The 25,082-nt window shown below is 71.6% G+C and carries 26 protein-coding genes and 1 pseudogene; 18 read left to right on the plus strand and 9 right to left on the minus strand.

The features are described from left to right. Positions 1-2: 2 nt before the first annotated feature. Positions 3-1,382: an L-tyrosine/L-tryptophan isonitrile synthase family protein gene (locus ACGFIO_RS40220; RefSeq protein WP_392835506.1), complete on the minus strand. Its 1,380-nt coding sequence runs from the start codon at positions 1,380-1,382 to the stop codon at positions 3-5. Here ACGFIO_RS40220 and ACGFIO_RS40225 point away from each other — a divergent pair. The 3 genes from ACGFIO_RS40225 (at position 1,371) to ACGFIO_RS40235 (ending at position 3,486) form a co-directional block, all read left to right on the plus strand. After that, positions 1,371-1,601 (plus strand): hypothetical protein, encoded by a 231-nt coding sequence (locus ACGFIO_RS40225; RefSeq protein WP_392835509.1) that lies wholly within the window; start codon positions 1,371-1,373, stop codon positions 1,599-1,601. The two genes, ACGFIO_RS40220 and ACGFIO_RS40225, sit on opposite strands and share 12 nt — an antisense overlap. A 74-nt stretch (positions 1,602-1,675) precedes the next feature. Further along, positions 1,676-2,590: a hypothetical protein gene (locus ACGFIO_RS40230; RefSeq protein WP_392835510.1), complete on the plus strand. Its 915-nt coding sequence runs from the start codon at positions 1,676-1,678 to the stop codon at positions 2,588-2,590. Next, positions 2,587-3,486, plus strand: coding sequence for a pyridoxal-phosphate dependent enzyme (locus tag ACGFIO_RS40235; RefSeq protein WP_392835513.1), 900 nt, complete (start codon positions 2,587-2,589; stop codon positions 3,484-3,486). Before ACGFIO_RS40230 ends, ACGFIO_RS40235 begins: the two co-directional genes overlap by 4 nt. 7 nt (positions 3,487-3,493) lie before the next feature. Here the strand turns inward: ACGFIO_RS40235 and ACGFIO_RS40240 are convergent, their stop codons facing one another. Next, positions 3,494-4,612 carry a hypothetical protein gene (locus tag ACGFIO_RS40240; protein WP_392835516.1) on the minus strand — a complete coding sequence of 373 codons (1,119 nt, stop codon included), beginning with the start codon at positions 4,610-4,612 and terminating at the stop codon, positions 3,494-3,496. Between the two features lie 181 nt (positions 4,613-4,793). Between ACGFIO_RS40240 and ACGFIO_RS40245 the strand changes: the two genes are divergently transcribed. The 6 genes from ACGFIO_RS40245 (at position 4,794) to ACGFIO_RS40270 (ending at position 9,663) form a co-directional block, all read left to right on the plus strand. Continuing rightward, complete coding sequence (locus ACGFIO_RS40245) at positions 4,794-5,039, plus strand: hypothetical protein (RefSeq protein ID WP_392835517.1); 246 nt, start codon at positions 4,794-4,796, stop codon at positions 5,037-5,039. A gap of 199 nt (positions 5,040-5,238) precedes the next feature. Beyond that, entirely contained in the window at positions 5,239-6,405 is a 1,167-nt protein-coding gene (locus ACGFIO_RS40250) for a glycosyltransferase (protein WP_392835520.1), read from the plus strand. After that, positions 6,402-7,322, plus strand: coding sequence for a 3-hydroxyacyl-CoA dehydrogenase family protein (locus tag ACGFIO_RS40255; RefSeq protein WP_392835522.1), 921 nt, complete (start codon positions 6,402-6,404; stop codon positions 7,320-7,322). Before ACGFIO_RS40250 ends, ACGFIO_RS40255 begins: the two co-directional genes overlap by 4 nt. Next, positions 7,312-7,512 carry a hypothetical protein gene (locus ACGFIO_RS40260; RefSeq protein WP_392835525.1) on the plus strand — a complete coding sequence of 67 codons (201 nt, stop codon included), beginning with the start codon at positions 7,312-7,314 and terminating at the stop codon, positions 7,510-7,512. The genes ACGFIO_RS40255 and ACGFIO_RS40260 overlap by 11 nt, the downstream gene beginning before the upstream one ends. Then, positions 7,499-8,635, plus strand: coding sequence for an acyl-CoA dehydrogenase family protein (locus ACGFIO_RS40265; protein ID WP_392835528.1), 1,137 nt, complete (start codon positions 7,499-7,501; stop codon positions 8,633-8,635). Before ACGFIO_RS40260 ends, ACGFIO_RS40265 begins: the two co-directional genes overlap by 14 nt. Further along, positions 8,632-9,663, plus strand: coding sequence for an HAD-IIIC family phosphatase (locus tag ACGFIO_RS40270; protein WP_392835531.1), 1,032 nt, complete (start codon positions 8,632-8,634; stop codon positions 9,661-9,663). Before ACGFIO_RS40265 ends, ACGFIO_RS40270 begins: the two co-directional genes overlap by 4 nt. Before the next feature lie 4 nt (positions 9,664-9,667). On the opposite strand, the gene ACGFIO_RS40275 is transcribed toward ACGFIO_RS40270, so the two are convergent. The 5 genes and pseudogenes from ACGFIO_RS40275 to ACGFIO_RS40295 all read right to left on the minus strand — a co-directional run bounded on the left by ACGFIO_RS40275 (position 9,668) and on the right by ACGFIO_RS40295 (position 13,687). Further along, positions 9,668-10,999 (minus strand): FAD-binding oxidoreductase, encoded by a 1,332-nt coding sequence (locus tag ACGFIO_RS40275; protein WP_392835533.1) that lies wholly within the window; start codon positions 10,997-10,999, stop codon positions 9,668-9,670. Further along, entirely contained in the window at positions 10,996-11,163 is a 168-nt protein-coding gene (locus tag ACGFIO_RS40280) for a hypothetical protein (RefSeq protein ID WP_392835536.1), read from the minus strand. Before ACGFIO_RS40280 ends, ACGFIO_RS40275 begins: the two co-directional genes overlap by 4 nt. Then, a complete protein-coding gene (locus tag ACGFIO_RS40285) occupies positions 11,160-12,008 on the minus strand; it encodes a sulfurtransferase (protein WP_392835650.1) in 849 nt (282 codons plus the stop codon). Before ACGFIO_RS40285 ends, ACGFIO_RS40280 begins: the two co-directional genes overlap by 4 nt. An 81-nt stretch (positions 12,009-12,089) precedes the next feature. Then, positions 12,090-12,989, minus strand: a pseudogene (locus ACGFIO_RS40290) (ketopantoate reductase family protein); the annotation flags it as partial. Then, positions 12,986-13,687, minus strand: coding sequence for an alpha/beta hydrolase (locus ACGFIO_RS40295; RefSeq protein ID WP_392835538.1), 702 nt, complete (start codon positions 13,685-13,687; stop codon positions 12,986-12,988). The gene ACGFIO_RS40295 and the pseudogene ACGFIO_RS40290, both read right to left, overlap by 4 nt. Before the next feature lie 179 nt (positions 13,688-13,866). Here ACGFIO_RS40295 and ACGFIO_RS40300 point away from each other — a divergent pair, with 179 nt between their 5' ends. The 8 genes from ACGFIO_RS40300 to ACGFIO_RS40335 all read left to right on the plus strand — a co-directional run bounded on the left by ACGFIO_RS40300 (position 13,867) and on the right by ACGFIO_RS40335 (position 22,946). After that, positions 13,867-15,075: an LLM class flavin-dependent oxidoreductase gene (locus tag ACGFIO_RS40300; protein ID WP_392835540.1), complete on the plus strand. Its 1,209-nt coding sequence runs from the start codon at positions 13,867-13,869 to the stop codon at positions 15,073-15,075. After that, positions 15,072-16,205 (plus strand): acyl-CoA dehydrogenase family protein, encoded by a 1,134-nt coding sequence (locus ACGFIO_RS40305; protein ID WP_392835543.1) that lies wholly within the window; start codon positions 15,072-15,074, stop codon positions 16,203-16,205. Before ACGFIO_RS40300 ends, ACGFIO_RS40305 begins: the two co-directional genes overlap by 4 nt. A gap of 92 nt (positions 16,206-16,297) precedes the next feature. After that, positions 16,298-17,941, plus strand: coding sequence for an ABC transporter substrate-binding protein (locus tag ACGFIO_RS40310; protein WP_392835546.1), 1,644 nt, complete (start codon positions 16,298-16,300; stop codon positions 17,939-17,941). A 4-nt stretch (positions 17,942-17,945) separates the two neighbouring features. Next, on the plus strand, positions 17,946-18,917 hold the full coding sequence (locus tag ACGFIO_RS40315) for an ABC transporter permease (RefSeq protein WP_392835548.1): 972 nt from the start codon (positions 17,946-17,948) through the stop codon (positions 18,915-18,917). Next, the gene (locus ACGFIO_RS40320; RefSeq protein WP_392835550.1) at positions 18,914-19,795 is read left to right on the plus strand and encodes an ABC transporter permease; all 882 of its coding nucleotides are present in this window, start codon (positions 18,914-18,916) and stop codon (positions 19,793-19,795) included. Before ACGFIO_RS40315 ends, ACGFIO_RS40320 begins: the two co-directional genes overlap by 4 nt. Next, positions 19,792-21,399 (plus strand): dipeptide ABC transporter ATP-binding protein, encoded by a 1,608-nt coding sequence (locus ACGFIO_RS40325; protein WP_392835553.1) that lies wholly within the window; start codon positions 19,792-19,794, stop codon positions 21,397-21,399. The genes ACGFIO_RS40320 and ACGFIO_RS40325 overlap by 4 nt, the downstream gene beginning before the upstream one ends. A gap of 336 nt (positions 21,400-21,735) precedes the next feature. After that, positions 21,736-22,689, plus strand: a complete 954-nt coding sequence (locus ACGFIO_RS40330; protein ID WP_392835555.1) for an AraC family transcriptional regulator — start codon at positions 21,736-21,738, stop codon at positions 22,687-22,689. A gap of 95 nt (positions 22,690-22,784) precedes the next feature. Continuing rightward, positions 22,785-22,946 carry a hypothetical protein gene (locus ACGFIO_RS40335; protein WP_392835557.1) on the plus strand — a complete coding sequence of 54 codons (162 nt, stop codon included), beginning with the start codon at positions 22,785-22,787 and terminating at the stop codon, positions 22,944-22,946. Between the two features lie 102 nt (positions 22,947-23,048). On the opposite strand, the gene ACGFIO_RS40340 is transcribed toward ACGFIO_RS40335, so the two are convergent. Together ACGFIO_RS40340 and ACGFIO_RS40345 are read right to left on the minus strand one after the other, a co-directional pair. Next, positions 23,049-24,044, minus strand: a complete 996-nt coding sequence (locus tag ACGFIO_RS40340) for an SDR family oxidoreductase (protein ID WP_392835559.1) — start codon at positions 24,042-24,044, stop codon at positions 23,049-23,051. Between the two features lie 71 nt (positions 24,045-24,115). Further along, on the minus strand, positions 24,116-24,307 hold the full coding sequence (locus tag ACGFIO_RS40345; protein ID WP_392835562.1) for a hypothetical protein: 192 nt from the start codon (positions 24,305-24,307) through the stop codon (positions 24,116-24,118). A gap of 95 nt (positions 24,308-24,402) precedes the next feature. On the opposite strand from ACGFIO_RS40345, the gene ACGFIO_RS40350 reads away from it, so the two are divergent. Continuing rightward, complete coding sequence (locus tag ACGFIO_RS40350) at positions 24,403-25,062, plus strand: nucleoside/nucleotide kinase family protein (RefSeq protein WP_392835564.1); 660 nt, start codon at positions 24,403-24,405, stop codon at positions 25,060-25,062. Positions 25,063-25,082: the final 20 nt, after the last annotated feature.

Below are 25,082 nucleotides of genomic sequence, written 5' to 3' on the forward strand. Positions count from 1 at the left end.
GCTCAGCCCGTACGCCTGCGGACGAGCGACGTGCGCACCAGCGACAGGAACTCGGCCATGTCGGCGAAGGCGATGTCCGGGTCGATGTAGAAGAACGGCTGGCCGCCGAACCCGCTGAGCCGCACCGGCGTCGCGCCGGTGCCCTCCAGGGCCAGGACCGGCAGGGTGCACAACTTGATCCGGCGGCCGCGGGCCCACCGGAACACGGCCGTGCCGGCCCACGCCTGCACCCGGATTCCGAGGGCGATGGGTGTGGACACGGCCAGTTGTCCCGACTTCGCGTGGATGGTCCACCGGAAGTGATGCGGCAGGCAGGTCATGATCGGGTCGTCGGCCAGTTCCCGGTCACTCTTGATCTCGGCGAGGTAGTTGATCGCGCATTCCCACGCCTCCCGGAGCATCGCCTGCCTCAGGTATTCCCTTGTCCCGACGGTCGGCGCGCGCTCGGGCCCGGACTCCAGCTCGGCCCGGCCCGCGTCCAGTTCGGCCGGGGACAGCACGGCGTACGGCTCGAAGAGGTGCCCGGTGAGCTCGCGATAGAGCGAACGGTACCGGGCCGCCGGCAGTCGTTCGAGCGTGCGCAGAGCTTCGTACCTGATCGTGTAGACCAGCGACCTGAGCAGCGAGACGAACCGGCCCTCCCGGTTCGCCGACTCCGGATCGGGTTCGACCCCGGCCGCGGCGACCATCGTGGCGGCGAACCGGTAGGGGTCGAACACCGGCCACAGCGCCGCCGCGTAGGTGGCGCGGGCCCGCCCGGCGATCGCCGCCTTCCGCCGTTGGAGCGCCGGTGGCATGGCCTCGCGCAGGAGAGCCCGGTAGTCGACCAGGGTGATGTAGCCGTCCAGCCGGAGCCGTCGGATCCAGCCGGTCAGCCGGGCACGGTAGGCCTCGATGACGGCGTCCGGCTCGTTGACGAACCGGTTGAAGCGGTGCCCGTCGGACGCCACCGTGAACCGGGCCAGGCGCCCGGGCAGGCCGGGCCGGGCCGCGCGATAGATCAGTTCGATCGTCAGGGCGATCTCGTACAGCCCGAGCAGGAAGTTCAGCTCGGCCAGGTCGGGCCGGCGGCCGCGGTTCTTGAGCGGGGACGAGAACTTGAACGGCAGCGCCGGTAGGGTCATCTCGATCGGAGCGCCGGCCTCGACGAGCCCCGCGACCCGCGCGTAGACGACCTCGCGGGAACAGCTCTCGATGGGGTCGCCGCGGAACTGCCGGTCGAACATCACCTCGGTGATCGCGTGGGTGCTCCCGATCAGCCGCGGGCCGGCCAGGCCGTACTTCCGGTGGTTGGCCCGGGCTCGGGCCATCGCGGCGCCGGCCCGCTCGGCCGCGAAGGCGCGTGAGGTCGCGAACATCGCCGGAATCAGATGATCGTCCACGTCGGCGGCGTCGATCTCGATCGACCGCGCCGCGAATTCCTGATCGCCATAGAGATCGAGGTCGGAGTTGTTGGCCAGCCGATGCATGAAGTGGGAACTGATGACAGCTTCTCGAATGTGATCGAGGCCGGCGTGGTAGGCAAGGTCGAAATTGCGATCTTGACGGAGGCTCACGACATCTCCCGGCAGTGGGCTTCGATTGCCGCAGACGCCAACTAATACCACGGAAGGGCTCGGGCGGACAAGCAATCAATTGACGTTGACCAGTCCCTTCGATGTGCTAATACTGCCTCATGGGGAACGGCATTCATTCGGCGATCTACGGGCATCGCGCGTGGAGCGGGTTTTTGCTGCCGATGATCCTTTCCGAGGCGCGGTGGATCACCGTGGAGATCGGTGAAAGTGCCCGCGATGTGCTGTCCCGCCTGCCGGAAAACTGCGCGGACTTCTTTTTTCACGTCAATCTGACCTATTCGGCCCGGATTCCGCTGGGGCGCCGGGAGCTGGTCGTCGAATTGCGTTCGCGCGGCATCACGGTGTGGAACGCGGAGATGCACGACATGTCCAAGCGTACGGTACAGGAAATCTGCGCCCGGGCCGGCGTGCCGCCGGTGTCGGCGCCGGTTCACGGCGACCCCGGTGAACTGCTGGTGGTCAAGACCAACTGCAACTATCACGGCGTACGCGAAAATGAATTGACGGTCCGGCAGCGAAGCATGCTCGGTTACGAGTCTCCGAGCCGGATGCCACCGGACCGGGCCGCCGCGGAATATCGGGTGACCCGGCGCGATCAGATCGCGCCCGAGGTGTGGAACTCGCCGCACTGGGTGGTCGAACGGTACGTCACCAACGCCGCCGACCGTTTCCACCGCGTCTATCTCGCCGGCCGGTCGCTGGTCGTGTCCCGCGTCTTCGACGCGTCCGTCTTCAAGAAGATGCCCGTGGGAATCGAACGCGAGAGTTGGTTTCTGCCGACCGCCGAGGCCGCCTCCCGGGCCGGCGTTCCGGCCGACGTCGGCCAGGTCGCCGCGATCGCGGCCCGGGTCGCCCGCACCGCGCGGATCGACTACGGCGCCTTCGACGTGGTCGGCGACGACGACGGCGGGTTCTATCTGATCGACATCAACACCACGCCGTCCTGGGGCGACGGCGGCCACCCCGACCTGCTCGCCTTCCTCGGCCAGGGGCTGGCCGGGGCCCGGTCGTGAGCGGTGCGCCCGGCACGGCCCTCCTGCGGCTGCGACACCTCGAAGGCCGCCTCCGGCTCTTCCGGGTGTACGCCAAGTGCGAGATGCGCAACCCGACCGGCACACACAAGGACCGGGTCGCCGACGGGCTGGTGCTGGCGGCCATCCGGTCCGGCGCGGCCGGTGTCACGGTCGGCAGCTGCGGCAACCTCGGTGTGGCACTCACCCGGGCCAGCCTCGCGCGCGGGTTGTCCTGCACGGTGTTCGTGCCGGGACGCTACCGGCACACCCGGGCCGACGAGATCACCGGACTCGGCGCGCGGGTCCGCGCCGGCGGGGACAGTTACGAGGCCGCGGTCGAGGCGAGCCGGGACTTCGCCCGGGCGAGCCGGCTCTTCGACGCCAACCCGGTCGGGCGGGCCGGGCGGATCGCGATCCGTGGGTATGGCGCGATCGTCGACGAACTCGTCGAGCAGTGCCCGGCGGCGCTGGGATCGATCTGGGTGCCGGTGGGCAACGGCACCTGCGCGGCCGGGATTCACGCGCGGTGCGTACGCCGCGGGCAGACGGTCCGCATCGGCGTCGTCGGCAGCGCCGGCAACACCGCGGTCACCGCCAGCCTGGCCGCCGGTCGGCTGATCGAGCTGGACGCCGCACGGCTGCGCGACACGGAGGTCAACGAGCCGCTGGTGAACTGGCGCTCGCTGCACGCCCGCGAGGCGATGGACGCGGTCGGCCGCTCCGGCGGCTACTTCTGCGAGGCGACGGACGAACAGCTGGTCCGGGCGGGCGACGAACTGTCCCGGGAGACCATGATCCGTACGTCGCCGGCCGGTGCGGCGGGGCTGGTCGGGCTGCGGGCGTTCGCCGACCGGCTCGATCCGGCCCGGGCCCACGTCGTCCTGCTGACCGGCTGACCGCCGGTCACAGGAACCGGCGCAGCTTCCCTCCGGGGGAGTTGATGGCGGCGGCGCCGACGGGACAGAGATCGAAGGTGGCGGCCGGGAAGCGCCGGTGCAGCGCCGTGGCCAGGGCGCCCGCGGTCAGTTCGGGCGCCCCGCCGGGCTCGGGCACCCAGCGGATGGCGATGCGATGGTCGTCGGCCTGCGTCACCTGGTACTGCCGGACCGGCGGCTCGACCGCGGCGATGACCGTGCCGATGTCGTCGGCCGCGACGGCGCCGGCCCCGCTGCGGTAGGCCGCTCGTTCCCGGCCGGGCAGCGCGACCACGGTCTGCCCCTCGTGACCGCAGTCGCACCGGTCCGACGTCACGGTGGCCCGGTCGCCGACGCGGTAGCGGACGAAGACGTGGCGCCAATTGAGTGCGTTGGTGACCAGCACCTGACCCGTCCCGGTGGCCCGCGGCGGCTCGTCGTCCGGCGCCACCTCGACGGTCAGATGGTCGGTCACCACGTGCAGGCCGGCGCGTTGCTCGCACTCCAGGCCGATCATCCCGGTCTCGCTGGCGACGTACGCGTTCAGGACCGGGCAGCCGAACCAGGCCTCGATCCGGGCCCGGTCGTCCGGATAGAGGTTCTCGCCGCTGCACACGATGTTCGCCGGTGCGATCCGGCCGGCACCGCCGTGGGACTGGTCCAGCCCGGCCAGGTTCACCAGCACGGACGGCTTGCCGTGCAGGAGCGCGACGCGCGACCGGCGCAGGTGGGTGACGAGGGCGGCGTCGGTGGCCCCGTCGCGCCCGGAGACGAGCTTGCGCAGCACGGTGCCGGACAGGCTCGGCATCACGATCGAGGCGCGTACGTCACGCGGCGAATCCGAGATCACGAAGACGGTCGGCTCACCGGCGACGACGGAGGGAAACAACGTGGGCAGCACCGTGGACAGCCGGAGATAGCTGGCGTGGTTGAGGTCGAAGAAGCTCGGCAGGTCCCACGCGACCCGGAGGCTGGCGCCGTGGGTCCCGTTCGTCGAGATCTTCAACGCCTCGAGTCGGGGGTCGTCGAACGAGGTGCTGAGGAAGTCCGGGCGCCGTTCGTCGTGCTCGGTGCGGTCGATGACGGGGAACCGGTCCAGATCGCGCACGGCGCCGTGGAAATGCCGTCGGTAGAACGGCACCGATGTGGAGCAATGCGCCAGAAATGACTCTTTCAGATCTGGACCGGTCAACCGTTGCATCCACAGCGGATAGGCTTCGAGAGCAAGCCTCAGGTTGTCGCGGAGATCGTCCGCGCTGCTTTCGTCCGCTATGAGATGCTCGTGTTCCATGAATGGTCTGAAGTCAGGCCAAAATGAGGACCTGGATGCCCCGGGCGTTCTTCAGACGGTCGTCGCCGATGTCGGCCACGAGACGACCGAGGGCCGCGCGGACGTCGTCAACCGTCCCGATGTGCTCCTGCGCCACCTCGAGTACGAATTTGCGCCTTTGCTGCGTTTCCTGCATATCTTCCTCCGCACCGTTTTTAACGACCTTGACCGGCATGCCAAGGGCCCGCCGAAGTGCTGGACGTAGTGTAGACGAGGAAGTCCGAAAGGGAGCCGCCTTTCCCTCGTCCGGACGCGGACGGAATGTAGACAGATCACCGGCGCCGGTGGCGTACCGACTCGGGCCGATCTTGGTTTATAGAGATCGGTGATTGTGATCGAGGTAGCCCACCGTCTATGTTGTGTCACACGATCGAGTGCGCGTCACCAGTGATCGGACACAACGTATGAGGCAGAAGAGGGCGATCTTCTTCGTCTTCGACGGAGGGACCGGCATCGGTCATCTGAGGCGGCTCGGACGCATCGCCGGCAGACTGCAGGAGCAGGTGGCGTGCCTCATCGTCACCGGTCACCGGGCCGCGGCGAGCTGGTTCGTCCCGGCCGAGTGCGAATACGTCCATTTGCCGAGCTGGGACAGCCTGTTGGCGAACAAGTCTCGCTATTGGGGCCGCGAGCCATTCCTGAACCTCGAGTTCGACGAAGCGGCGCGCTTCCGGAAAGCAATTCTGGCCGGGATCGTGGACGCGTTCGCGCCCGATGCGATATTCGTCGATCACCTGCCGCTGGGGCTGGGAGAGGAGCTGGCCGACATCGTCGAGGGTGCGCCGTGCCTCAAGTATTTCGTGACCCGGGGCGTCCTCAACGAGACCGAGAACCTTCGCCGGCTCATTCTCGGCGGACCGGCCGGCGCGGCACTGGAAAAGCACTACCACCGGCTGCTGGTCGCCGCCGATCCGCGTGTCTTCGACTTCGCCCGCCAGTACAACGTGTCCGCCGCGATCAGGCAGAAGACCATCCACACGGGTTATGTCGTCGAAGAGGTGCCGCGAAATGTGATCGAGCGGACCAGAACGGAACGCGGATTGGCGGACGGAGATGTCTGGGTGGTGGCCTCGGCCGGCGGCGGGCAGCTGGGCGAACCACTGATTGAGGCCTGCGTCGACCTCGCCGGAAAGCGCCGCGACATCGCCTTCGACATCGTCCAGGGCCCCCGGTCGAAACTCGCCTGGAACGGCCGGAACGACGCCGCCGGCGGCAACGGAAACGCCCGCCTGCACCGGGAGTCCCAGCACATGCCGTGGTTGCATGCCGCCGCCGACGTCGTGGTCTCGTCCGGCGGATACAACTCACTGCTGGAATCGCTGCAGGGGACGGCCAAGATCGTGTGCATCCCCAATCGGAAGGACCGCCGCGACGAACAGTATCGGCACGCCGCCCGGCTCCGGCAGTTCGTCGACATCGAGCTCTCGCCGCACCTGGCCGCGCTGCCGGCGCTGATGGAACGGGCGATCGGCGCTCGGGGGACACCCGACCGGCGGGCCGAGCTCGACCTGGCCGGCACGGCCGTCATCGAGCGGATCGTGCGGCGGGACCTGGGGCTGGGCGAGTCATGAGGCACCGGCGGATCGGAGTGGTCGGCGCCGGAACCGTCGGCGCCGGCGTCGCGCAGAGCCTGGCCCAGACCGGGCACACCGCCGTCGTCGTGGACCTCGCCCCGGACATCCTGGACCAGGCGCGGACCCGGATCGAGGACGGGATCAGATTCGCGGCGCTGTTCGATCGCGCGATCCGTGGCTCCAGCCACTCCGCCATCCTGTCCCGCATCGAGTTCACGACCGACCTCGGGCGCCTCGCCGACGCCGACCTCGTGGTCGAGAACGCCACCGAGAGCCGCACGGTCAAGGAGGCCGTGTACCCGGAACTCGACCGGGTGTGCCGGCCCGCCTGCGTCCTGGCCGCCAACACGTCGGCGATTCCGATCCACCGCCTGGCCGCGACGACCCGGCGCCCCGACCGCGTGATCGGCGTGCACTTCATGAACCCGGTGTTCAAGATCGCCACGGTCGAGGTCGTCCGAGGCCGGCAGACGAGCGACGAGACGGTCGGCGCCGTCGAGGAGTTCCTGGCCGGCATGGGCAAACGGGCCGTCGTGGTGAACGACGCGGCCGGTTTCGTGGCCAACCGGGTGCTCATGCTGGCCATCAACGAGGCCATCCTGGTCGTCCAGGACGGCGTGGCCGGGCCCGAGGCGGTCGACGAGATCTTCGTCCGGTGCCTGGGCCACAAGACCGGCCCGCTCGCCACCGCCGACCTGATCGGCCTGGACACCGTCCTGCTGACGCTCGACGTGCTCCACCAGGAGTACGCCGACGACAAGTTCCGCCCCTGCCCGCTGCTGCGGCAGATGGTCGACGCCGGTCGGCGTGGCCGCAAGTCGGGCCGGGGCTTCTTCGAGTACGGAGGAGACCGACCCGCCGATGGACGTGGACGCCAGGATCAGGGACTACATCACCCTCGCGGTGGGGCATGAGATCCGCGACGACGACGACATGTTCGCCCTGGGCGTGGTGAACTCGCTGTTCGCCATCCAGCTGGTGCGGTTCGTCGAGATCGAGTTCGCCCTGCGGGCCGAGCGGGACGACCTCGACATCGACAACTTCTGCTCGATCAACGCCCTGACCGCCTTCGTACGCCGGAAGCAGAACCATGCGGCTGACTGACCGGCAGATCGAACGGCGTGACCGCGCCCGGCAGTTCGCCGCCGACCGGATCGCCCCGCTGGCCGAGCGGATCGACCACGACCAGGTCACGCCACCCGCCGTCATCGCCGCGATGAGGACCGACGGCTACCTCGGCGCCGCCCTGCCACCGCGTTGGGGCGGCGGCGGGATGGACCCACTCAGCTACGGGTTGGCCACCGAGGAGATCGGCCGGGCCTGCTCGTCGGTTCGCAGCCTGATGACCGTGCACAACATGGCGGCCCAGGCAGTGCTGACGTTCGGGGACGAGGATCAGCACGAGCGGTGGCTGCCCGGCCTCGGCGCCGGCGAGCGGCTCATCGCGTTCGCGCTCAGCGAGCCCGCCTGCGGCAGCGCCACCGACGAGATCGCGACCGAGGCGGTGCGGCGTCGCGACGTGTACGTCCTCAACGGCACCAAGAAGTGGATCACCTATGGTCAGGTCGCCGACCTGTTCCTGGTCTTCGCCCGGTGCGACGACGCGCCGATCGCGGTGGTGGTGGACGCACGCAGCGACGGTCTGTCGATCGACCCGATCGGCGACCTGCTCGGTGTCCGGGGCTCGATGGCCGCCGAGCTCAGGTTCGACGACGTCACCGTCGCCGTGGCCGACCAGCTCGGCCCGACCGGTTCTGGGCTCACCTTCGTGGCCAACACCGCCCTCGACCACGGGCGGTTCTCGGTGGCCTGGGGCAGCACCGGGATCCTCCAGGGCTGCCTGGACGCCTGCGTCTCGTACGCACAGCATCGCCGGCAGGGCGGCCGGGCCCTCGTCGACCATCAGCTCATCCGGCGTCACCTCGCCGACATGCTGGTCGCCCACACCGCGGCGCGGGCCCTGTGCCATCGCAGCGCCGTCCTGCGGGAGCAGCATGATCCGCGGGCGGTCATGGAGACGTCCATGGCCAAGTACTTCGCCGCCACCGCGGCCGTGCGGGTCGCGACCGACGCCGTCCACCTGCACGGCGCCAACGGCTGCACCCCCGATCACCCGGTCGGCCGCTACCTGCGCGACGCCACCGTGGCCGCGATCGTCGAAGGCACCCAGGAGATCCACCAGCTGTCCCTTGCCGGGTACGCGCTGCAGAAGCCCTACCTGCGATGACGACGATCAAGTGCGTCGTCTGGGACCTCGACGGAACGCTGTGGCGCGGCACCCTGATCGAGGGCGACGACGTCGTTCTCACCCCCGGCGTGCGGCGGATCGTCGAGGAACTCGACCACCGGGGCATCCTGCAGTCCGTCGCCAGCAAGAACGACTTCGAACCGGCCTGGTCGAAGGTCACCGAGTTCGGGCTGGCCGGCTACTTCCTGCACCCGCGGATCGGCTGGGGCGACAAATCGTCGGCGATCCGCGTGATCGCCGAGCGGTTGAACCTCGCTCTGTCCACCTTCGCCTTCGTCGACGACCAGCAGTACGAACGCGACGAGGTCCGGCACACGCTGCCCCAGGTGCTGGCCGTCGACGCCGCCGACCTCGGCGGGCTGCTCGACCGGCCCCGGCTGCGCCCCCGGTTCGTCACCGACGAGTCGAGGATGCGGCGACGGACCTATCAGGACGACATCCGGCGCAACCGGGCCGAGGAGGAGTTTCCCGGGGGCCGCGAGCAGTTCCTGGCCGGGCTGGACACGCGTGTGACGATCCGCCCGGCCACCGGACCGGATCTGCGCCGGGCCGAGGAGCTGACGGTCCGGACGAGCCAGCTCAACACGACGGGACGGCACTACTCGTACGAAACCCTCGATGTTCTCAAGGACTCGGCCGATCACCTCCTCCTGGTGGCCGAGCTGACCGACCGCTACGGCGACAGTGGCACCGTCGGCCTGGCCCTGATCGAGCGCACCGCCGGCGCGTGGCTGATCAGACTGCTGGTCATGTCCTGCCGGGTGCTGACCCGGGGCATCGGCGGGGTGCTGGTGGGCCAGATCCTGCGCTCGGCCAAGGCGCACGGCGTCCGGGTACGGGCGGAGTTCGTCCCGAACGAGCGCAACCGCGTGATGTACCTGACCTACCGGTTCAACGGCTTCCGCGAGGTCTCCGACCGGGCCGGCCTGGTGCTGCTGGAGCACGACCTCGACCGCATCCGGCCGGTCCCCGGGCATGTTACGGTCCTACCGTCCGGCGGACTGTGACGCCTCATAGGGCTTTGCCGGGGTTCAGGATGTTGTGGGGATCGAACAGAGCCTTGATCCGTAGCTGCAGGTCGTGGTTCTGCTCGCCCAGCTCACGGGCCAGCCAGTCCCGTTTGAGCGTGCCGATCCCGTGTTCGCCGGTGACCGTGCCGCCGAGGTGGAGCGCCAGCTCGAAGATCTCGTCGGCGGCGCGGATCGCCGCGGCGGGAATCGGTTCGCCGTACGCGCCCGCGACGATCAGGGGGTGCACGTTGCCGTCGCCGGCGTGGGCGACAGTGCAGATCCGGACGTCGTGACGGCGGGCGATGTCCTGGATCAGGCGGACCGCGTCGGCCATCCGGGAGCGCGGCACCGCGATGTCCTCGATCAGCGGCCGGCCCAGGCGTTCGAGCGCGGGCAGCGCCTCGCGGCGGGCGGCCAGCAGCGCGGCGGCCTCGGCCGGGTCGGTGGTCGCGCGCAGGGTCGTCGCGGTGCGGCCGAGGACCTCGGTCGCCCGTTCCGCCTCCTCGGGGCCGCCGTCGGTCTGCACGATCAGCAGCGCGCCGCCACCGCCCGGAAAGCCGATCGCGGCCAGGGTGGCCGCGTCCAGCAGTTCGGCCAGGACCGGTTGGACCCGGGCGGCGGTCAATGCCACCGAGGCGGCCGCGGCGTCGGCGATGTCCAGATAGGACGCGGCGATGGTCGCGGTCGGGTCGGGCAGCGTCCGCAGCCGCAGGGTGGCCCCGACGACCACGCCGAGGGTTCCCTCCGAGCCGACGAAGAGGCCGGTCAGGTCGTACCCGGCGACGCCCTTGAGGGTGCCCCGGCCGGTGGTGATCCGCCGCCCGCCGGCCAGCACCACGTCCAGGCCCAGCACCGAGTCACGGGTCACGCCGTACTTGGCGCAACGCAGCCCGCCCGCGTTGGTGGCGATGTTGCCGCCGATCGTGGAGATCTCCAGGCTGGCCGGGTCGGGTGCGTAGCGCAGGCCGTGCGCGGCGGCGGCCCGGTCCAGGTCGGCGGTTATCACCCCGGGTTCGACCTCGGCCACGCCGTCGTCCGGGCGGATCGCGTGGATGCGGTTCATCCGCGACAGGTCCAGCACCACTGTGCCGGCCCCGGCGGTGGTCGCTCCGGTCATGGCGGTTCCGGCGCCGCGCGGGACCACGGGGGTACGCGAGGACTCCGCGTCCCGCAGCACCGTCTGCACCTCGTCGGCGCTGCGCGGGAACGCGACCGCCACGGGCCCGCCGGCCGGCTCGAACCCGGACCGGTCGAGCCGCCGCCCGGCCAGCACCTCGGGATCGGTGCTCCACTCCACCCCGGCCGACCTCAGCCACCCCGACGTGACGGTCATGAAAGCTCCCGGCCGGAGCCGATCCCGGCCGGGCGCGGCCGGCCCGCCCCGACGGCCACGAAGGCGCCCGGCGCGGTGACGAAGGCGCGCGGCGCGGTGACAATGGCGCGCGGCGCGGTGACGAAGGCGCGCGGCGCGCTCACGAAGGCGCCCGGCGCGGTCATGAGGGGTCCGGGCCCGTAGCGACCGGGCGGGCCGGATCGGCTGACCAGGCCGACCAGGAGCCGGGGTAGAGGGCGGCGTCGACGCTGGCCACGGCCAGCGCGGCGATCTCGTGGGCGGCGGTCACGCCCGAGCCGCAGTAGACGCCGACCGGGCCGGTCAGCCCGGCGAACCGGTCGCGCAGCTCGGCCTCGGTGCGGAACCGGCCGTCGCGGAGGTTCTCGGTGGTCGGGGCGCTGATCGCGCCGGGGATGTGCCCGGCCCGGGGGTCGACCGGCTCGGCCTCGCCGCGGTAGCGCTCGGCGGCGCGGGCGTCGAGCAGGGTGCCGGTCGCAGGCAGGGCGGCGGCCTCGTCGGCGGTCAGTGTGGGCAGGTGGCCGCCGTCGAGGACGATGCCGCTGGCCGGCCGGGGGCGGGCCGCGCCGGTCACCTCGCTGTGCCCGGCCGCGCGCCAGGCGCCGAGGCCGCCGTCGAGGATACGTACGTCGGGAACTCCGGCCCAGCGCAGCAACCACCACGCGCGGGCCGCGGCGAGGCCGCCGCTGTCGTCGTAGACGACGACGCCCCGGTGGCGGGTGATGCCCCACTTGCGGGCGTTGGCCTGCAGTCGCGCGACCGAGGGCAGCGGGTGGCGGCCCCCGCCCGGGGCGTGCGGCCCGGCCAGTTCGGTGTCGAGGTCGACGTACAGCGCCCCGGGCAGGTGCCCGGCGCGGTAGTGGTCGGCGCCGTGCGGATCGCCGAGCGCCCAGCGGACGTCGAGCACGACCGGCGCCTCCGGTCCGGCCGACCGCTGGTAGAGCTCGTCCGCGCTGATCAGAACGGGGCGGCGGGGCGTGGCCGGGAGCAGATCGTCCAGGGTGGCGGCCAGGTCGGCGTCGTCGAGGGTGCCAGGGGTGGTGCCGGCGGCGAAGGCCCGGTGGACGCGGGCCTGGAGGGCGGCGTTGGCCGGGACGGGTACGCCGTGCAGGCGCCCCAGCAGGACGATCTCGCCGTTCAGGTAGTCGATCTCGGTGCCGCCGCCGCGGGCCAGGCTCTGCCACGTCGAGCTGCCCAGGCGCTCTCGCCCGGGAATGTCGGCCACGGTGAACCCGGCCGACTCGCGGGCCGCCGGCACGATCCCGGCCGCCGCGAACACCCGGCGCGCCTCGTCGCGGAGCAGTTCCAGGGCCGCCGCGCGCAGGTCGCTGGGCCGGTAGAGCGCGTCCAGCCCGTTGACCAGGTTGCCGATCAGCTTGGCTGCCTTGTGCGCGGTGATGTCGGGCACGACGTGCGCGGTGAATCCGCCGCGGCGCAGGTCGGCGGCGATCCGCTCGGCGTCCGCGCCGGTGCCGGTCGGATGGCGGCCGAGCCACAGCACGGCCGGCACCGGGTCGGCGTGGTTGGCCACCTCGCCCGGTGTCACATAGGTGGCGGGGATCCAGACCACCCCGCCGTACACCCGGGTGAAGGCCCGCAGCGCGACCCGCTCGTTGTCCAGCCCGTTCTGGAAGGTGACGACGGGCAGGTCGGCCGCCGCGACCCCGGTGCGACCGTCGGTGCGCTTGACCGGCCGCCACGCCCACTCGGCGACCGCCACCGCGGTGTCCTGGGTCTTGGTGGTGAGCAGGAGGACGTCGTCCTCGGTCAGCTCAACCTCACCGGGGCCGTCGGCGACCGGCACCCGGAGCCGGTGTCCGCCGTCCGGTCGCAGGTAGGTGAGCCCGTTCGAGCGCAGCGCGGCCAGCTGGGCGCCCCGGGCCACCAGCAGCGTGTCGAGGCCGGCCCGGTGCAGCTCGGCGGCGATGGAGGCGCCCACCGCGCCGGCGCCGACGATCACGTAGCGGGTCATCGCACGGTCCGGGCGACAGCGGGGGCGTCGGCGCCGAGCCGCAGCCGTTCGAGGAAGACGACGACCGTCGCGGCCACGGTGCGGTGGCTGAGATCGTTCAGCACGTCGTGCCGGCCGCCGGTGATCACGGTCAGTGCGCCGGGGTACGCCGGCTGGGCCTGGTCGAGCGGGCTGACCAGATCGGCGTCGCCGTGCAGGCCCAGGGTGGGTAGGTTCACGTCACCTATCGTACCGATGAACTCAGTAGGAATTTGGGCCGACGTCAGCGCGCCGGGCGTGACCGCGCCCCGGGACAGCACGCCCCGGTGGGCCGGGCAGCCGGTGCGCGCCTCGAGCTCGGCGTCCCAGTCGAGCAGGCTGATGCCGGTGGGCCGGGCGACCGGCAGGCCGGCCAGCACGAGACCGTCGAGGCCGGGGGTCGAGCGGGCGGCCAGGGTGAGCGCGAAGAGTGCGCCGGTGTCCGCCCCGACCAGCACTCGGGGCGCCGGCGAACCGTCGTCCACCAGCAGCTTCTCGGCCTCGGTGAAGCTCGCGGCAGGGTCGGTGGTGACGTCCGGGAGGAGACGTACGCGGTACCCGTCGCTCGCGATGCGCCGGCCGAACCGCTGGTAGGCGTCGATGGTCTCGCCCCGCCCGGCGGCCACCACCACGGTGCCGCGTGGGTGGATTCCCTCGGGCTCGTCAAAGGCGTTCGTCATGCCGGTCAGCATGCGGGCGGTCCCGTCGCGGCGTCCAACTCCGATCCCCGATCGGTGCGAACGCGCCCGCTTATCAAAGATCGAGAAGCAAACGTGATCGCAGCGATGGGAAATCGTCGTTGGACGTTTCCCGCCAATCCCTATTGACTACGTAGGAGTTGTAGGGAAGGACTGACCGCATGACTGCCTTCGACCCGACCATTCCGCCGACCGCCTCGACCGAGGTCGAGTTCATCAGCCTGACCCATCTGAACCCGTCGACCGAGCTCGAGCCGATCCCGGCCCGCGGCATCGACCTGGACTACTTCCGACGGTACGTGGCCGCGCTGGAGGAGGGCGGCTACGACTACACACTGCTGCCGTACGGCTCGTCCAGCGCCGACTCGTTCGTCACCGCGGCCGCCGTCGGCACCCTGACCGAGCGGATCCGGCCGATCGTCGCGCTCCGGCCGAACACCACGTTCCCAACCGTCGGCGCCCAGAAGCTGGCCACCCTCGACCAGCTGACCGAGGGCCGCGCGGTGGTCCACCTGATCTCCGGCGGCAGCGACGCCGAACAGGCCCGGCAGGGCGACTTCCTGCCCAAGGACCGGCGGTACGCCCGCACCAGCGAGTACATCGACATCCTGCGCCGCGCGTGGACCGAGCCGGCGCCGTTCGGCCACGCGGGCGAGTTCTACCGGTTCGAGGGCTTCGGTCCGGGCTTCGCGCCGTACGACAGCCCGATCCCGATCTCCATCGGCGGCCAGTCCGACGAGGCCTTCGCGGTCGGCGGGGCCAAGGCCGACATCTTCAGCTTCTGGGGCGAGCCCCTGGCCGACCTGCGCGGCGAGATCGACCGGGTGCACGCGATCGCCCGCGCCGCCGGCCGCACCACGCTGCCCCGCATCTGGGTCACCTTCCGCCCGATCGTCGCCCGGACCGACGAGCTGGCCTGGGCCAAGGCGCACGACTACGTCGCGAAGATCGCCGCCACGTTCGAGAAGTCGGCCTACCGGGCCCAGGTGCACCGCACCGGCACACCGCAGAACAAGGGGTCGCAGCGGGCGCTGGCCTTCGCCGAGGCGTCCGAGCTCTACGACCGGGCGCTCTGGACGCGTACGGCCGCGGTCACCAACGCCGCCGGCGCGTCGACCGCCCTGGTCGGCTCGCCCGAGACGGTCGCCGCGGCGATCCTCGACTACGTCGACCAGGGCGCCTCGCTGGTGTCGATCCGGGGGTACGACACCCTGGCCGACGCCGTCGACTACGGCCGGCACATCCTGCCCCTGGTCCGGCAGGAGCTGGCCCATCGCAAGGCCACCGGGCAGCGTGGCCCCCTGCAGGCCGAGCACGTCGGCAACTACGGGTCCGAGTACCGCGAGTACGCCACGGCCGGCCCGAGGTGAAGAGCCCCGACCTCTCCGACGCGGCGCTGGCCGACGTGACCGGCCAGATCGCGGCGACCGCGGCCGAGTACGACCGCACCGGAGAGTTCCCGTGGAAGGGCGTCGAGGCGGCGCACGAGGCCGGCCTGCTCACCGCCACCGTCGGCACACGCTACGGCGGCCCGGCGGTGCGTCCGCGGCAGGCGGCCCGGATCCTGACCGCCATCGGCGAGGGTGACGCCTCGGTCGGCCTGCTCGCCGCCAACCTGCTCAACACCCATGCCGCCCAGGCCGACCGGCCGACCTGGCCGGCCGCCTATTACGAGGACCTGTTGCGCCGCTCGGAGACCGGTCCGGCGCTGGCCAACGCGATCCGGGCGGAACCCGAGCTGGGTGCCCCGGCGCGCGGCGGGCTGCCCAGAACCACCATCACGCGTACGCGAGAGGGCTGGATTCTCGACGGCCGCAAGGCGTACGCGACGGGCGGCGCCGGCCTGGCCTACCACGTCGTGTGGGCCGTGACCGACGACGGGGAACAGGTCGGCCACGTCATCGTGCCGGGGGACAGGAAGGGCATCACCTGGATCGACACCTGGGATCACCTCGGCCTGCGCGCCTCCAACACGCACGACGTGGTCTACGACGGCGTCGAGGTGCCGGCCGACGCGTTCGTCGAGATCCCGCGCGGCCCGGACGGCGTCTACCGGGACCCGGCCGCGGCCGCCGGGCCGGGCAGCTTCGGGCACCCGGCGCTCTACATCGGCGTGGCCCGGGCCGCCCGCGCGGCGTTCGCCGAGTTCGCCCGTACCCGCGTGCCGTCGGCCCTGGGCCGTCCGATCGCGACCACCGAGCGGATCCAGACCGCCGCCGGTGAGATCGATCTGCAGATCACCCAGGCCGAGACCCTGCTGCACGGCGCGCTGCTGCGGCTCGAAGCCGGCGAGAAACCCGACCTCTCGCTGGTCAAGGCGGCCATCGCCCGCAGCGTCATCGCCGCCACCCAGACCGCGGTGGCCGTGCTCGGCAACCCCGGCCTGTCCCGCCACAACCCGCTCGAACGTCATCTCCGTGACGCCCTCTGCATCCGGGTGCACCCGCCCCAGGAGGACACCGCCCTGATCGCCGCCGGCCGCCGCACGCTCGCCGTCTGACCCCCCAGTGGTAGCCCAGCGCGGCATCCGAGCCGCCGACAGCGCCCGGGGCTACCACCAGCGAACTCACCACCTGAGAAAGAGGACGACGCATGAACACCATTCGCCGCCGCTCCGCCGCCGCGGTTTCGTTAGCCGGACTGCTGGCGCTGACCGCCTGCGGCGGCGGCGAAAGCAGCGCCTCGGACGGGAGCGGGCCGCCGAGGACGGGCGGGACGCTCAAGGTCTCGTTCTGGCCGGACAACCCCACGTTCTCGTGCGTCGACCCGTTCCAGGTGTACTGGATCGAGAGCCGGTCGATCATCCGCAACTTCGCCGACTCGCTGACCGACCAGGACCCGGCGACCGGCAAGATCGTGCCCTGGCTGGCCGAGAGCTGGACGGTCAGCAAGGACGGCCGGACCTACACGTTCAAGCTCCGCGACGGCGTTACCTTCGCCAACGGCAAGAAGCTGGACGCGCAGGCGGTCGCCGACAACGCGGCCGGCTGGATCGCCACGGTCAAGGCCACCAACGGCGCCGCCTTCGGCTCGTCGTACGTCCAGGGCCTGACCGGCGCCCAGGCCATCGACCCGAAGACCGTCGCGTTCCGGCTCAGCAAGCCCAACTCGTCGTTCCTGCAGGCCACCTCGACCACCAACCTGGCCATCACCGACCCGGCCGAGTTCCAGCTCACGCCGGCCGAGCGGTGCACCGGCAAGGGCGTGGTCGGCTCCGGGCTGTTCCAGCTCGACCACTACACGGCCAAGGTCGAGACGGTGCTGACCAAGCGGGCCGGCTACCAGTGGGGCTCGGAGCTGTCCGAGAACCGCGGTGAGGCCAAGCTGGACAAGGTCGTCTTCAACTACGTGGCCGAGGACAGCGTCCGGACCGGCAACCTGGTCAGCGGCGCCACCGACATCGCCTGGCCCCGCAACCCGTTCAGCCCGCAGGACGAGCAGCTGATCAAGAAGTCCGGCAGCACCATCCAGGAGCGGCCGCTGCCCGGCGTCGCGTACACCCTCTTCTCCAACACCGAGGCCGGACGGCCGCTGGCCGATCCGGAGGTGCGCAAGGCCTTCTCCAAGGCGATCGACCGCAAGACGTTCGCGACCACGATCTTCGGGGCGAACTACCCGGTGGTGCAGGGCCCGTTCGACTCGACCACGCCGTATTTCCAGGCCCAGACCGAGAAGCTGGCGTACGACCTGGCCGGCGCGCAACAGATCCTGGACGCGGCCGGCTGGACCGTGGGGGCGGGCGGCATCCGCTTCAAGAACGGCGCCGAGCTGAAGATCGACTACCCGGTCACCTCGGCCGTCCCCGGCGGTGAGTTGCTGCAGGCCCAGCTCAAGAAGGCCGGCATCAACCTCGTGCTGCGGCCGCTGACCCCGGCCCAGCAGGCCACCTACACCAAGGACGGCGACTACGACCTGACGTCGACCTACTTCACCCGGGCCGACCCCGGCGCGCTGCAGTTCATCCTCAACCCGGACGTCGCCAACTCCAAGGGCCTGGCCAACCGGGCCGCCCCGCCGGCCACCGTGACCGAGGTGAAGGCGTTGTTCGCGAAGGCGATCGAGTCCAGCGAGCCGGCCCCCGCCTATGCCGAGCTGCAGGACTACCTGGTCGACCAGGGCGTCACGATCCCGCTGTTCGAGCGGGTGCAGAAGGCCGGCATCGGCAAGAAGGTGCACGGGTTCGCGTACACGTCGGAAAGCTTCCTGAAGCTCAACGACGTCTGGAAGGACAGCTGACGACATGACCCGCTACCTCATGGGTCGCGTGGTGCAGGCGGTCGTGGTGCTGTGGGCCGCCTTCACCCTCACCTTCGCGATCCTCTACCTGCTGCCCAGCGACCCGCTGGAGCTGCAACTGGCCGCGGCCGGCGTCCAGCCGGACAGCCTGACCCCCGACCAGCTGGCCGGCCTGCGGCACGAGTTCGGCCTCGACCAGTCGATCCTCGCGCAGTACTGGAACCACCTGATCGGCGCGGTGCACGGCGACTTCGGCGTCTCGCTGAGCCAGGGCGTGCCGGTCACCGACCTGATCGGTCAGCGGATCGGGCCGACACTGCTGCTCAGCGCCTGCGCCGCGGTGGTCGCGCTGGTGGCCGGCTTCACGCTGGCCTACCTGGCCACCTTCGTCCGCTGGAACCCGATCCGGGTGGTGCTGACTCGACTGCCCGCGCTGGGCGCCTCGTTCCCGCAGTTCTTCGTGGCCCTGTTCCTGATCCAGCTCTTCTCGTTCCAGCTCGGCTGGTTCCCGGCCACCGGCACCGAGGGCGTCGCGTCGCTGGTCATGCCCGTACTCACCATCGCCGTGCTGGCCTCGTCAGTGCTGGCCCAGGTGCTGATCAAGAGCTTCGACGAGACACTGCGGCAGCCGTACGTGGTGACCGCCCGGGCCAAGGGCCTGTCCCGCTCGGCCGTGCACCTGCGGCACGCCTTCAGCAACGCCGCCCTGCCCGCCATGACCATCCTCGGCGTCATCGTCGGCCTGACCGTGACCAGCGCGATCGTCGTCGAGACGGTGTTCACCCGGGAGGGCGTCGGCAAGCTCGCCCAGGAGGCCGTGCTGTCCCAGGACGTGCCGGTCGTGCTGGCCGTGGTGACCATCGCGGCGGCCGTGTTCGTGGTCGTCAACCTGATCGTCGACCTGCTCTACCCGCTGCTCGACCCGCGCATCTCGCACACCCGCGGGCCGGCCGAACCGAAGGTGGTGGCGGTATGACGCTGCTCGCCGAGCTTGACGCGGAGGTCGACGCGCCGGTGCCACCGGACGAGCCCGACGGCCGCTTCGCCACCCTGCGGCAGCTGGCCCGCAAGCCGCTGTTCCTGATCGCCGTCCTCTGGGTGCTGTTCGTGCTGGTCTCGGCGTTCTGGCCGGAGCTGTTCGCGTCGGCCGGGCCGTACGACACGCACCCCGAGGCGGCCGCCCAGGCCCCGGGGGCCGGGCACCTCTTCGGCACCGACATCCTCGGCCGCGACCTGTGGAGCCGGGTGCTGCACGGCTCGGCCCTGACCATCAAGGCCACCCTGACCGCGCTCGGCATCGCGCTGGTGGCCGGGCTCGGGCTGGGCATCGTCGCCGGCTTCTTCGGCGGCCTGGTCGACGCGTTCCTGATGCGCTGCGTCGACGTGCTGCTGGCCATCCCGGGCCTGCTCCTGGCGCTGTCCATCGTGACCGCGCTCGGCTACGGCACGGTGCCGGTCGCGGTGGCGGTCGGGGTGGCCATCGTTCCCGGCTTCGCGCGTACCACCCGGGCCGAGGTTCTGAGGGTCAAGACGCTGCCGTACGTCGAGGCGGCGCGCGCGGGCGGCGCCTCCTGGGGCCGGGTGCTGCTGCGGCACATCCTGCCCAACTCGTGGGGCCCGGTCGCGGTCCTGGCCGTACTCGACGCGGGCGTGGCCATCATCGCGATCGCGTCGCTGAGCTTCCTCGGCTTCGGCGCCGCGCCACCGGCCGCCGAGTGGGGCACGCTCATCGCCGACGGCCGCAACTACCTGGTCACCTCGTGGTGGCTGAGCCTGCTGCCCGGCCTGTTCGTGGCCGTGCTCGTACTCAGCCTCAACCACATCTCCAAGACCCTGCAGGAGCTGACCCGATGACGCTCGTCGACATCACCGGCCTCGACGTCGGCTATCTCCGGCACCGCACCGTACGCCCGGCCGTGACCGGTCTCGACCTGACCGTGGCGGCCGGCGAGGTGGTGGCCATCGTGGGGGAGTCCGGCTCGGGCAAGACCACCACCGCCAACGCCGTGATCGGCCTGCTCCCGGCCAACGGCCGGATCACCGCGGGCTCGGTCCGGGTCGACGGCATCGAGACGGCCGGCGCCTCGGAACGCACGCTGCGGGGGCTGCGCGGCTCGGTGGTCGGCTTCATCCCGCAGGACCCGATGGTCGGGCTCAACCCGACCAAGCGGGTGGGCGCGCAGATCGGCGAGGCGATCAGACTGCGAGGGATCAGAGGCCCGGCGGTACGCGCGGAGGTGCTGGAGTACCTCGGCCAGGCGGGCGTGCCCGACCCGGAGTCGCGGGCCCGGCAATACCCGCACGAGCTCTCGGGCGGGCTGCGTCAGCGGGCCCTGATCGCCACCGCGCTGGCCGGCCGGCCCAAGCTGATCATCGCCGACGAGCCGACCAGCGCGCTCGACGTGACAGTGCAGAAGCGGATCCTCGACCATCTCGGCGGCCTGGTCCGCGATCAGGGCATCGCACTGCTGATCATCACCCACGACCTGGCCGTGGCGGCCGATCGGGCCGACCGGGTGCTGGTCATGCACCACGGCCGCAAGATCGAGGAGGGGGCACCGGCCGCGATCCTGACCGCGCCGCGGCAGCGCTACACGCGGCAGTTGATCGGGGCGGCGCCACGGCTCGCCCACGGTGGGCGGCTGGTGCCGCGGTTCGACGTACGCTCGTCGGCCGCGGAGGATCCGGTTCTCACCCTGACCGGTGTCGGCAAGACGTTCGGGCGCGGCTTCACGGCGCTCGACGACGTCAGCCTGAGCGTGCCGCGCGGGCGTACCCATGCTCTGGTCGGTGAATCGGGCTGCGGCAAGACGACCACCCTGCGCATCGCGCTCGGGCTGGAGACCGCGACCCGCGGATCGGTCCGGCTCGGCGGCACCGAGATCGTCGGCCGGTCGTGGCAGCAGCTGCGCCCGCTGCGGCGCACCGCCCAGCTGGTGCACCAGGATCCGTTCGCGACGCTCGACCCGAAGTTCACCATCGGCCAGTCGATCACCGAGCCGCTGGTGTCGTTCCGGATCGGCGACCGCCGCAGCCGCACGGCCCGGGCCAGGGAACTGCTCGACCAGGTGGCGCTGCCGTCGTCCTGCCTGGACCGGTTGCCGACCGAGCTGTCCGGCGGCCAGCGCCAGCGGGTGGCCATCGCCCGGGCCCTCGCGCTGCGGCCCGACCTGCTGATGCTCGACGAGCCCGTCTCGGCGCTGGACGTGCTGGTGCAGGACCAGATCCTGCGGCTGCTGACCGACCTGCAGCAGGCGCTGGGACTGTCGTACCTGTTCGTCTCGCACGACCTGGCCGTGGTCGCCGACGTCGCGCACACGGTCTCGGTGATGAGCGGGGGACGGGTGGTCGAGGAGGGGCCGGTGGCCGAGGTCTTCGGCGCGCCCCGCAGCGAGCACACGCGGGAGCTCATCGACGCCATCCCCGGGCGGGTCGCGCCGGTCGCCGATGCCGCCTGAGACCAGGGGCGGTCCGTTCGCCGCTCTCCGCGCACAGCTGGCCGGGGCCCGCGCCCACCCCGGGCCCGCCGCTGTCGCCATCGTCAGCGGACTGGTCAACGGCGCCACCATGGTGGCCGGCGCGTCGGCCATCGGCTGGGCCACCGACCACCTCGTCCTTCCCGCGCTGGCCGGCGACCGGGTGCCGGCCGGCGTTCGGTGGACCAGCGGCCTGCTGATCGCCGGCATCTCGGCCGCGCGGTTCAGCACCATCTTCATCCGCGGCGCTGGCCGCCGCCCTCCGGTTGTGCGCGCACAGTCAACCCGGTGCCGCCTCCGTCACCCCAGAATTGGCCCATGCGCTTGCTGTACGACACGACGACGGTCCCGCAGCTGGACCGGTACGACTACTACCGTGCGGGCGCCGCCTGCGAGCTGGCCCCGGTCGAGGTGTACGGCCGGGCGCCCGGCCGTCTGTCGGCCCGGATGGCCGTCGGACGGGTCGGCGACCTCGACCTGGAGGAACTGACCTGGGCGGCCGACGGCGCGGTGGTCACCCGGCGGACCGAGCGGCTGCTCCGGGCGGGCGGGCCGGAACGCTACCGCCTGGTCCTGGGCGTCGCCGGGGAGGTCCACCTGGAACAGATGGACAGCCGGATCAGGATCGGTCCCGGGGACATCGGCCTGTTCGACCTTTCCCGCCCGTGGCGAGCCTGCCATCCCGCCGGCCCGAGCCGCCTCCGGGTGATGACGCTGACCTTCGCGCGGGCCGTGCTCGCGGTCGACGAGTGCGCCCTGGGCCCCCGGCTCGGCACTCTCATGCCGCGCCGCCTGCCCGGGCGCAACGAGATGGCCGGGCTCCTCGGCGGACGGTCCGATTCCGCTGTGGCCGACTGTGCCGATGTGCTCGCCGAAGGGGTCCGCGGGCTGATCCGTGCCTGGCTCGGGCTGCCGCACGGCATGACGTCCCACACCCGGCGGGCGCTGCACCTGGCCCGGATCCGCGACGTCATCCAGGCCCGGCTGCACGACCCCGGCTTGGACCCGGTCGGCATCGCCCGGGCCGCCGCCATCTCGCCGCGCTACCTGCACGAACTCCATCAGGGCACCGGCTCGACCCCGATGCAGGTGGTGAAGCGGATGCGCCTGGAGGAGAGCCGCCGGCGACTGGTCGATCCCGCGCTCGGCGCCCGGCCGATCCGGGAGATCGCGGCGGCCTGCGGCTACCGCCGGCCCGACCAGTTCGCCCGGGACTTCCGGCAGGCGTTCGGCGTCGCCCCGACGGAGGCACGCGAGGGCCGGGGATGCTGACAGCGGAAGACGAACGCGGCGACGGAGGTGCGCGAGGGCCGGGGATGCTGACAGCGGAAGACGAACGCGGCGACGGAGGTGCGCGAGGGCCGGGGATGCTGACGGTGGAAGAGCAACGCGACGTGCGGATCAACGTCACGATCACCCTGCCGGGTCGCCGGCGTTGGCTGCTGGCCGGGATCGCGCTGGGCTCCCTGAACCTGCCCGACCTGCTGGTCCAGCTCGCGGCTCTGGCCGTGCGGGCCACCGGCCACTGAACCGGGCGCCTCGGGGCCGGCGGCTCAACCCGCGCGCGCCCCGAGGTCGCAAGGGATCGGGCCCGTCCTCGGTGACGCGCCCCGTTGGTATGGAGCGCCCGGTCAGCGCCGCCGAGCGCGGCGGATCAGCAGGCCGGCCGCGGCCGCGCCGATCGTGGCGGCCACCGCCGTGCGGTGCATCGACGCCCAGGACCAGAGGTCGTGGCTCTTGGCCTTGTCGTCGAACATGCCGTGGGCGCCGCGGTCGGCGGTGTCGTCCTTGGCGGTGTTCACGTTGGATCCGTGGCGGGGGCCGCCGTCGTCGCTGAGCTGGCCCTGAACGCCGGTGCGGGCCAGGTACCAGTCGAGGAACCACGGTGCGACCCGGTTGCCGAGAATGGTGTAGGCGGTCGAGTAGCCGACCCACATGGTGCGGCGCGGGTGGTCGGCCAGGAACCGGACGGCCCGTGCGGGCAGCTCGGGCTGGAAGATCGGGGCCACCGGCTGCGGGTGCTGGTCGAACTGGTCGGCGTTCCAGTCGAACTGGACGGTGTTGACGCCCGGCAGTTGCACCATGCAGACGCGGACGGCGCTTCCGCTGTGCTTCAGCTCGGTGATCACCGACTCGGTGAAGCCCTTGACCGCGTGTTTGGCCCCGCAGTACGCCGACTGCAGGGGTATGCCGCGGAAGGCGAGCGCGGAGCCGACCTGGACGATCACGCCCCGGTCGCGGGGCCGCATCCGTTCCAGCGCCACCATCGTCCCGTGCACCTGCCCGAAGTAGGTGACCTCGGTGATCCGCCGGTATTCGTCGGGTGGCGTGTCCCAGAAGTACCTCAGGTTGCCGCTGAACGCGTTGTTCACCCACAGGTCGATCGGGCCCAGTTCCTTCTCGGTCCGGTCGGCCGCCGCGCGTACCTGGTCCAGGTCGGCGACGTCGGTGGGGATGCCCAGGCCACGGCCCCCGGCCGTTTCGACGTCGTGGACGGCGGCGTCCAGGCCGGCCTCCCCGCGGGCCAGCACCGCGACGTCCCACCCGTGCGCGGCCAGTTCCCGTACCGTGGCGCGGCCGATCCCGGCGGTGCCGCCGGTGACCACGGCGACTCGGCGATCACTCATCGATCTCTCCCTTCTTCGCCTCCGCTGTACCCGTTTTCCGGCGGACGAGTCAGGGCGCGGCCCGACAGTGCTCAGACCGCGGGCGTGACCGTCCGGTGGGGCTCACCCCGGACGCGACGTCTGGGGTCGGGCAGCCATTGGACGAGGCCGGCGGTCCGGGGGTTGGAGCAGTAGGCCGGCAGGGTGCGGAAGACGCCGTACACGGGCAGGTGACCGAGCAGTTCGGTCCCCGCCGGTCCGCCCGACCGGGACTTCGGTCGCACCGGCCGGGTTTCGAGAATGTTGCGGCAAGATCGCCGCAAAGCATTGCGCAAACCGTTGCGGGCTTCCCATAATCAGCCGGTCAGAAGGAGATCGGATGACAACCCAGCAGCAGACCGGCGCCGGCACGGCGGCCGAACTCGCCGCCCGGCTCGACCGGCCCGGGCACCGCACCATGGTCGGAATCGCCGGACCGCCCGGTTCGGGCAAGAGCACCCTGGCCGCCGAGATCGCCGGCATCCTCAACACGGCCGAGCCGGGCCGCGCCGTCGTCGTGCCGTTCGACGGGTTCCACCTGGCCAACTCCGTCCTGCGCGAGCGCGGCCGCGCCGGGCACAAGGGTGCCCTGGACACGTTCGACCTGGCCGGATTCCGGGCGCTGGTCGAACGGCTCCGCCACAACCGGGACGAGGTGGTGTACGCCCCGGCCTACCTCCGCGAGATCGAGGAGGCCGTGGCGGCCGCCATCCCGGTGCCACGCGCGGCCCGGGTGATCGTCGTCGAGGGCAACTACCTGCTCCTGACCCACCCCGACCTCGACGCCGCACGGGCCGCCCTGGACGAGTGCTGGTACCTCGACGTCGACGGCGACCTGCGGACGCACCGGCTGGTCGAGCGGCACATCACCGCCGGCAAGACCCCGGCCCAGGCGTGGGCGTGGGCCACCGGCAGCGACGAGGCCAACGCCGCCCAGATCCGGGCCAGCCGCCCCGGCGCCGACCTCGTCGTCCGCCTCCGGCACCCCGGAAACCTCTGACCCACCCCCGACCGCAAAGG

Source organism: Actinoplanes sp. NPDC049265 (assembly GCF_043197135.1).
GTDB lineage: Bacteria > Actinomycetota > Actinomycetes > Mycobacteriales > Micromonosporaceae > Actinoplanes.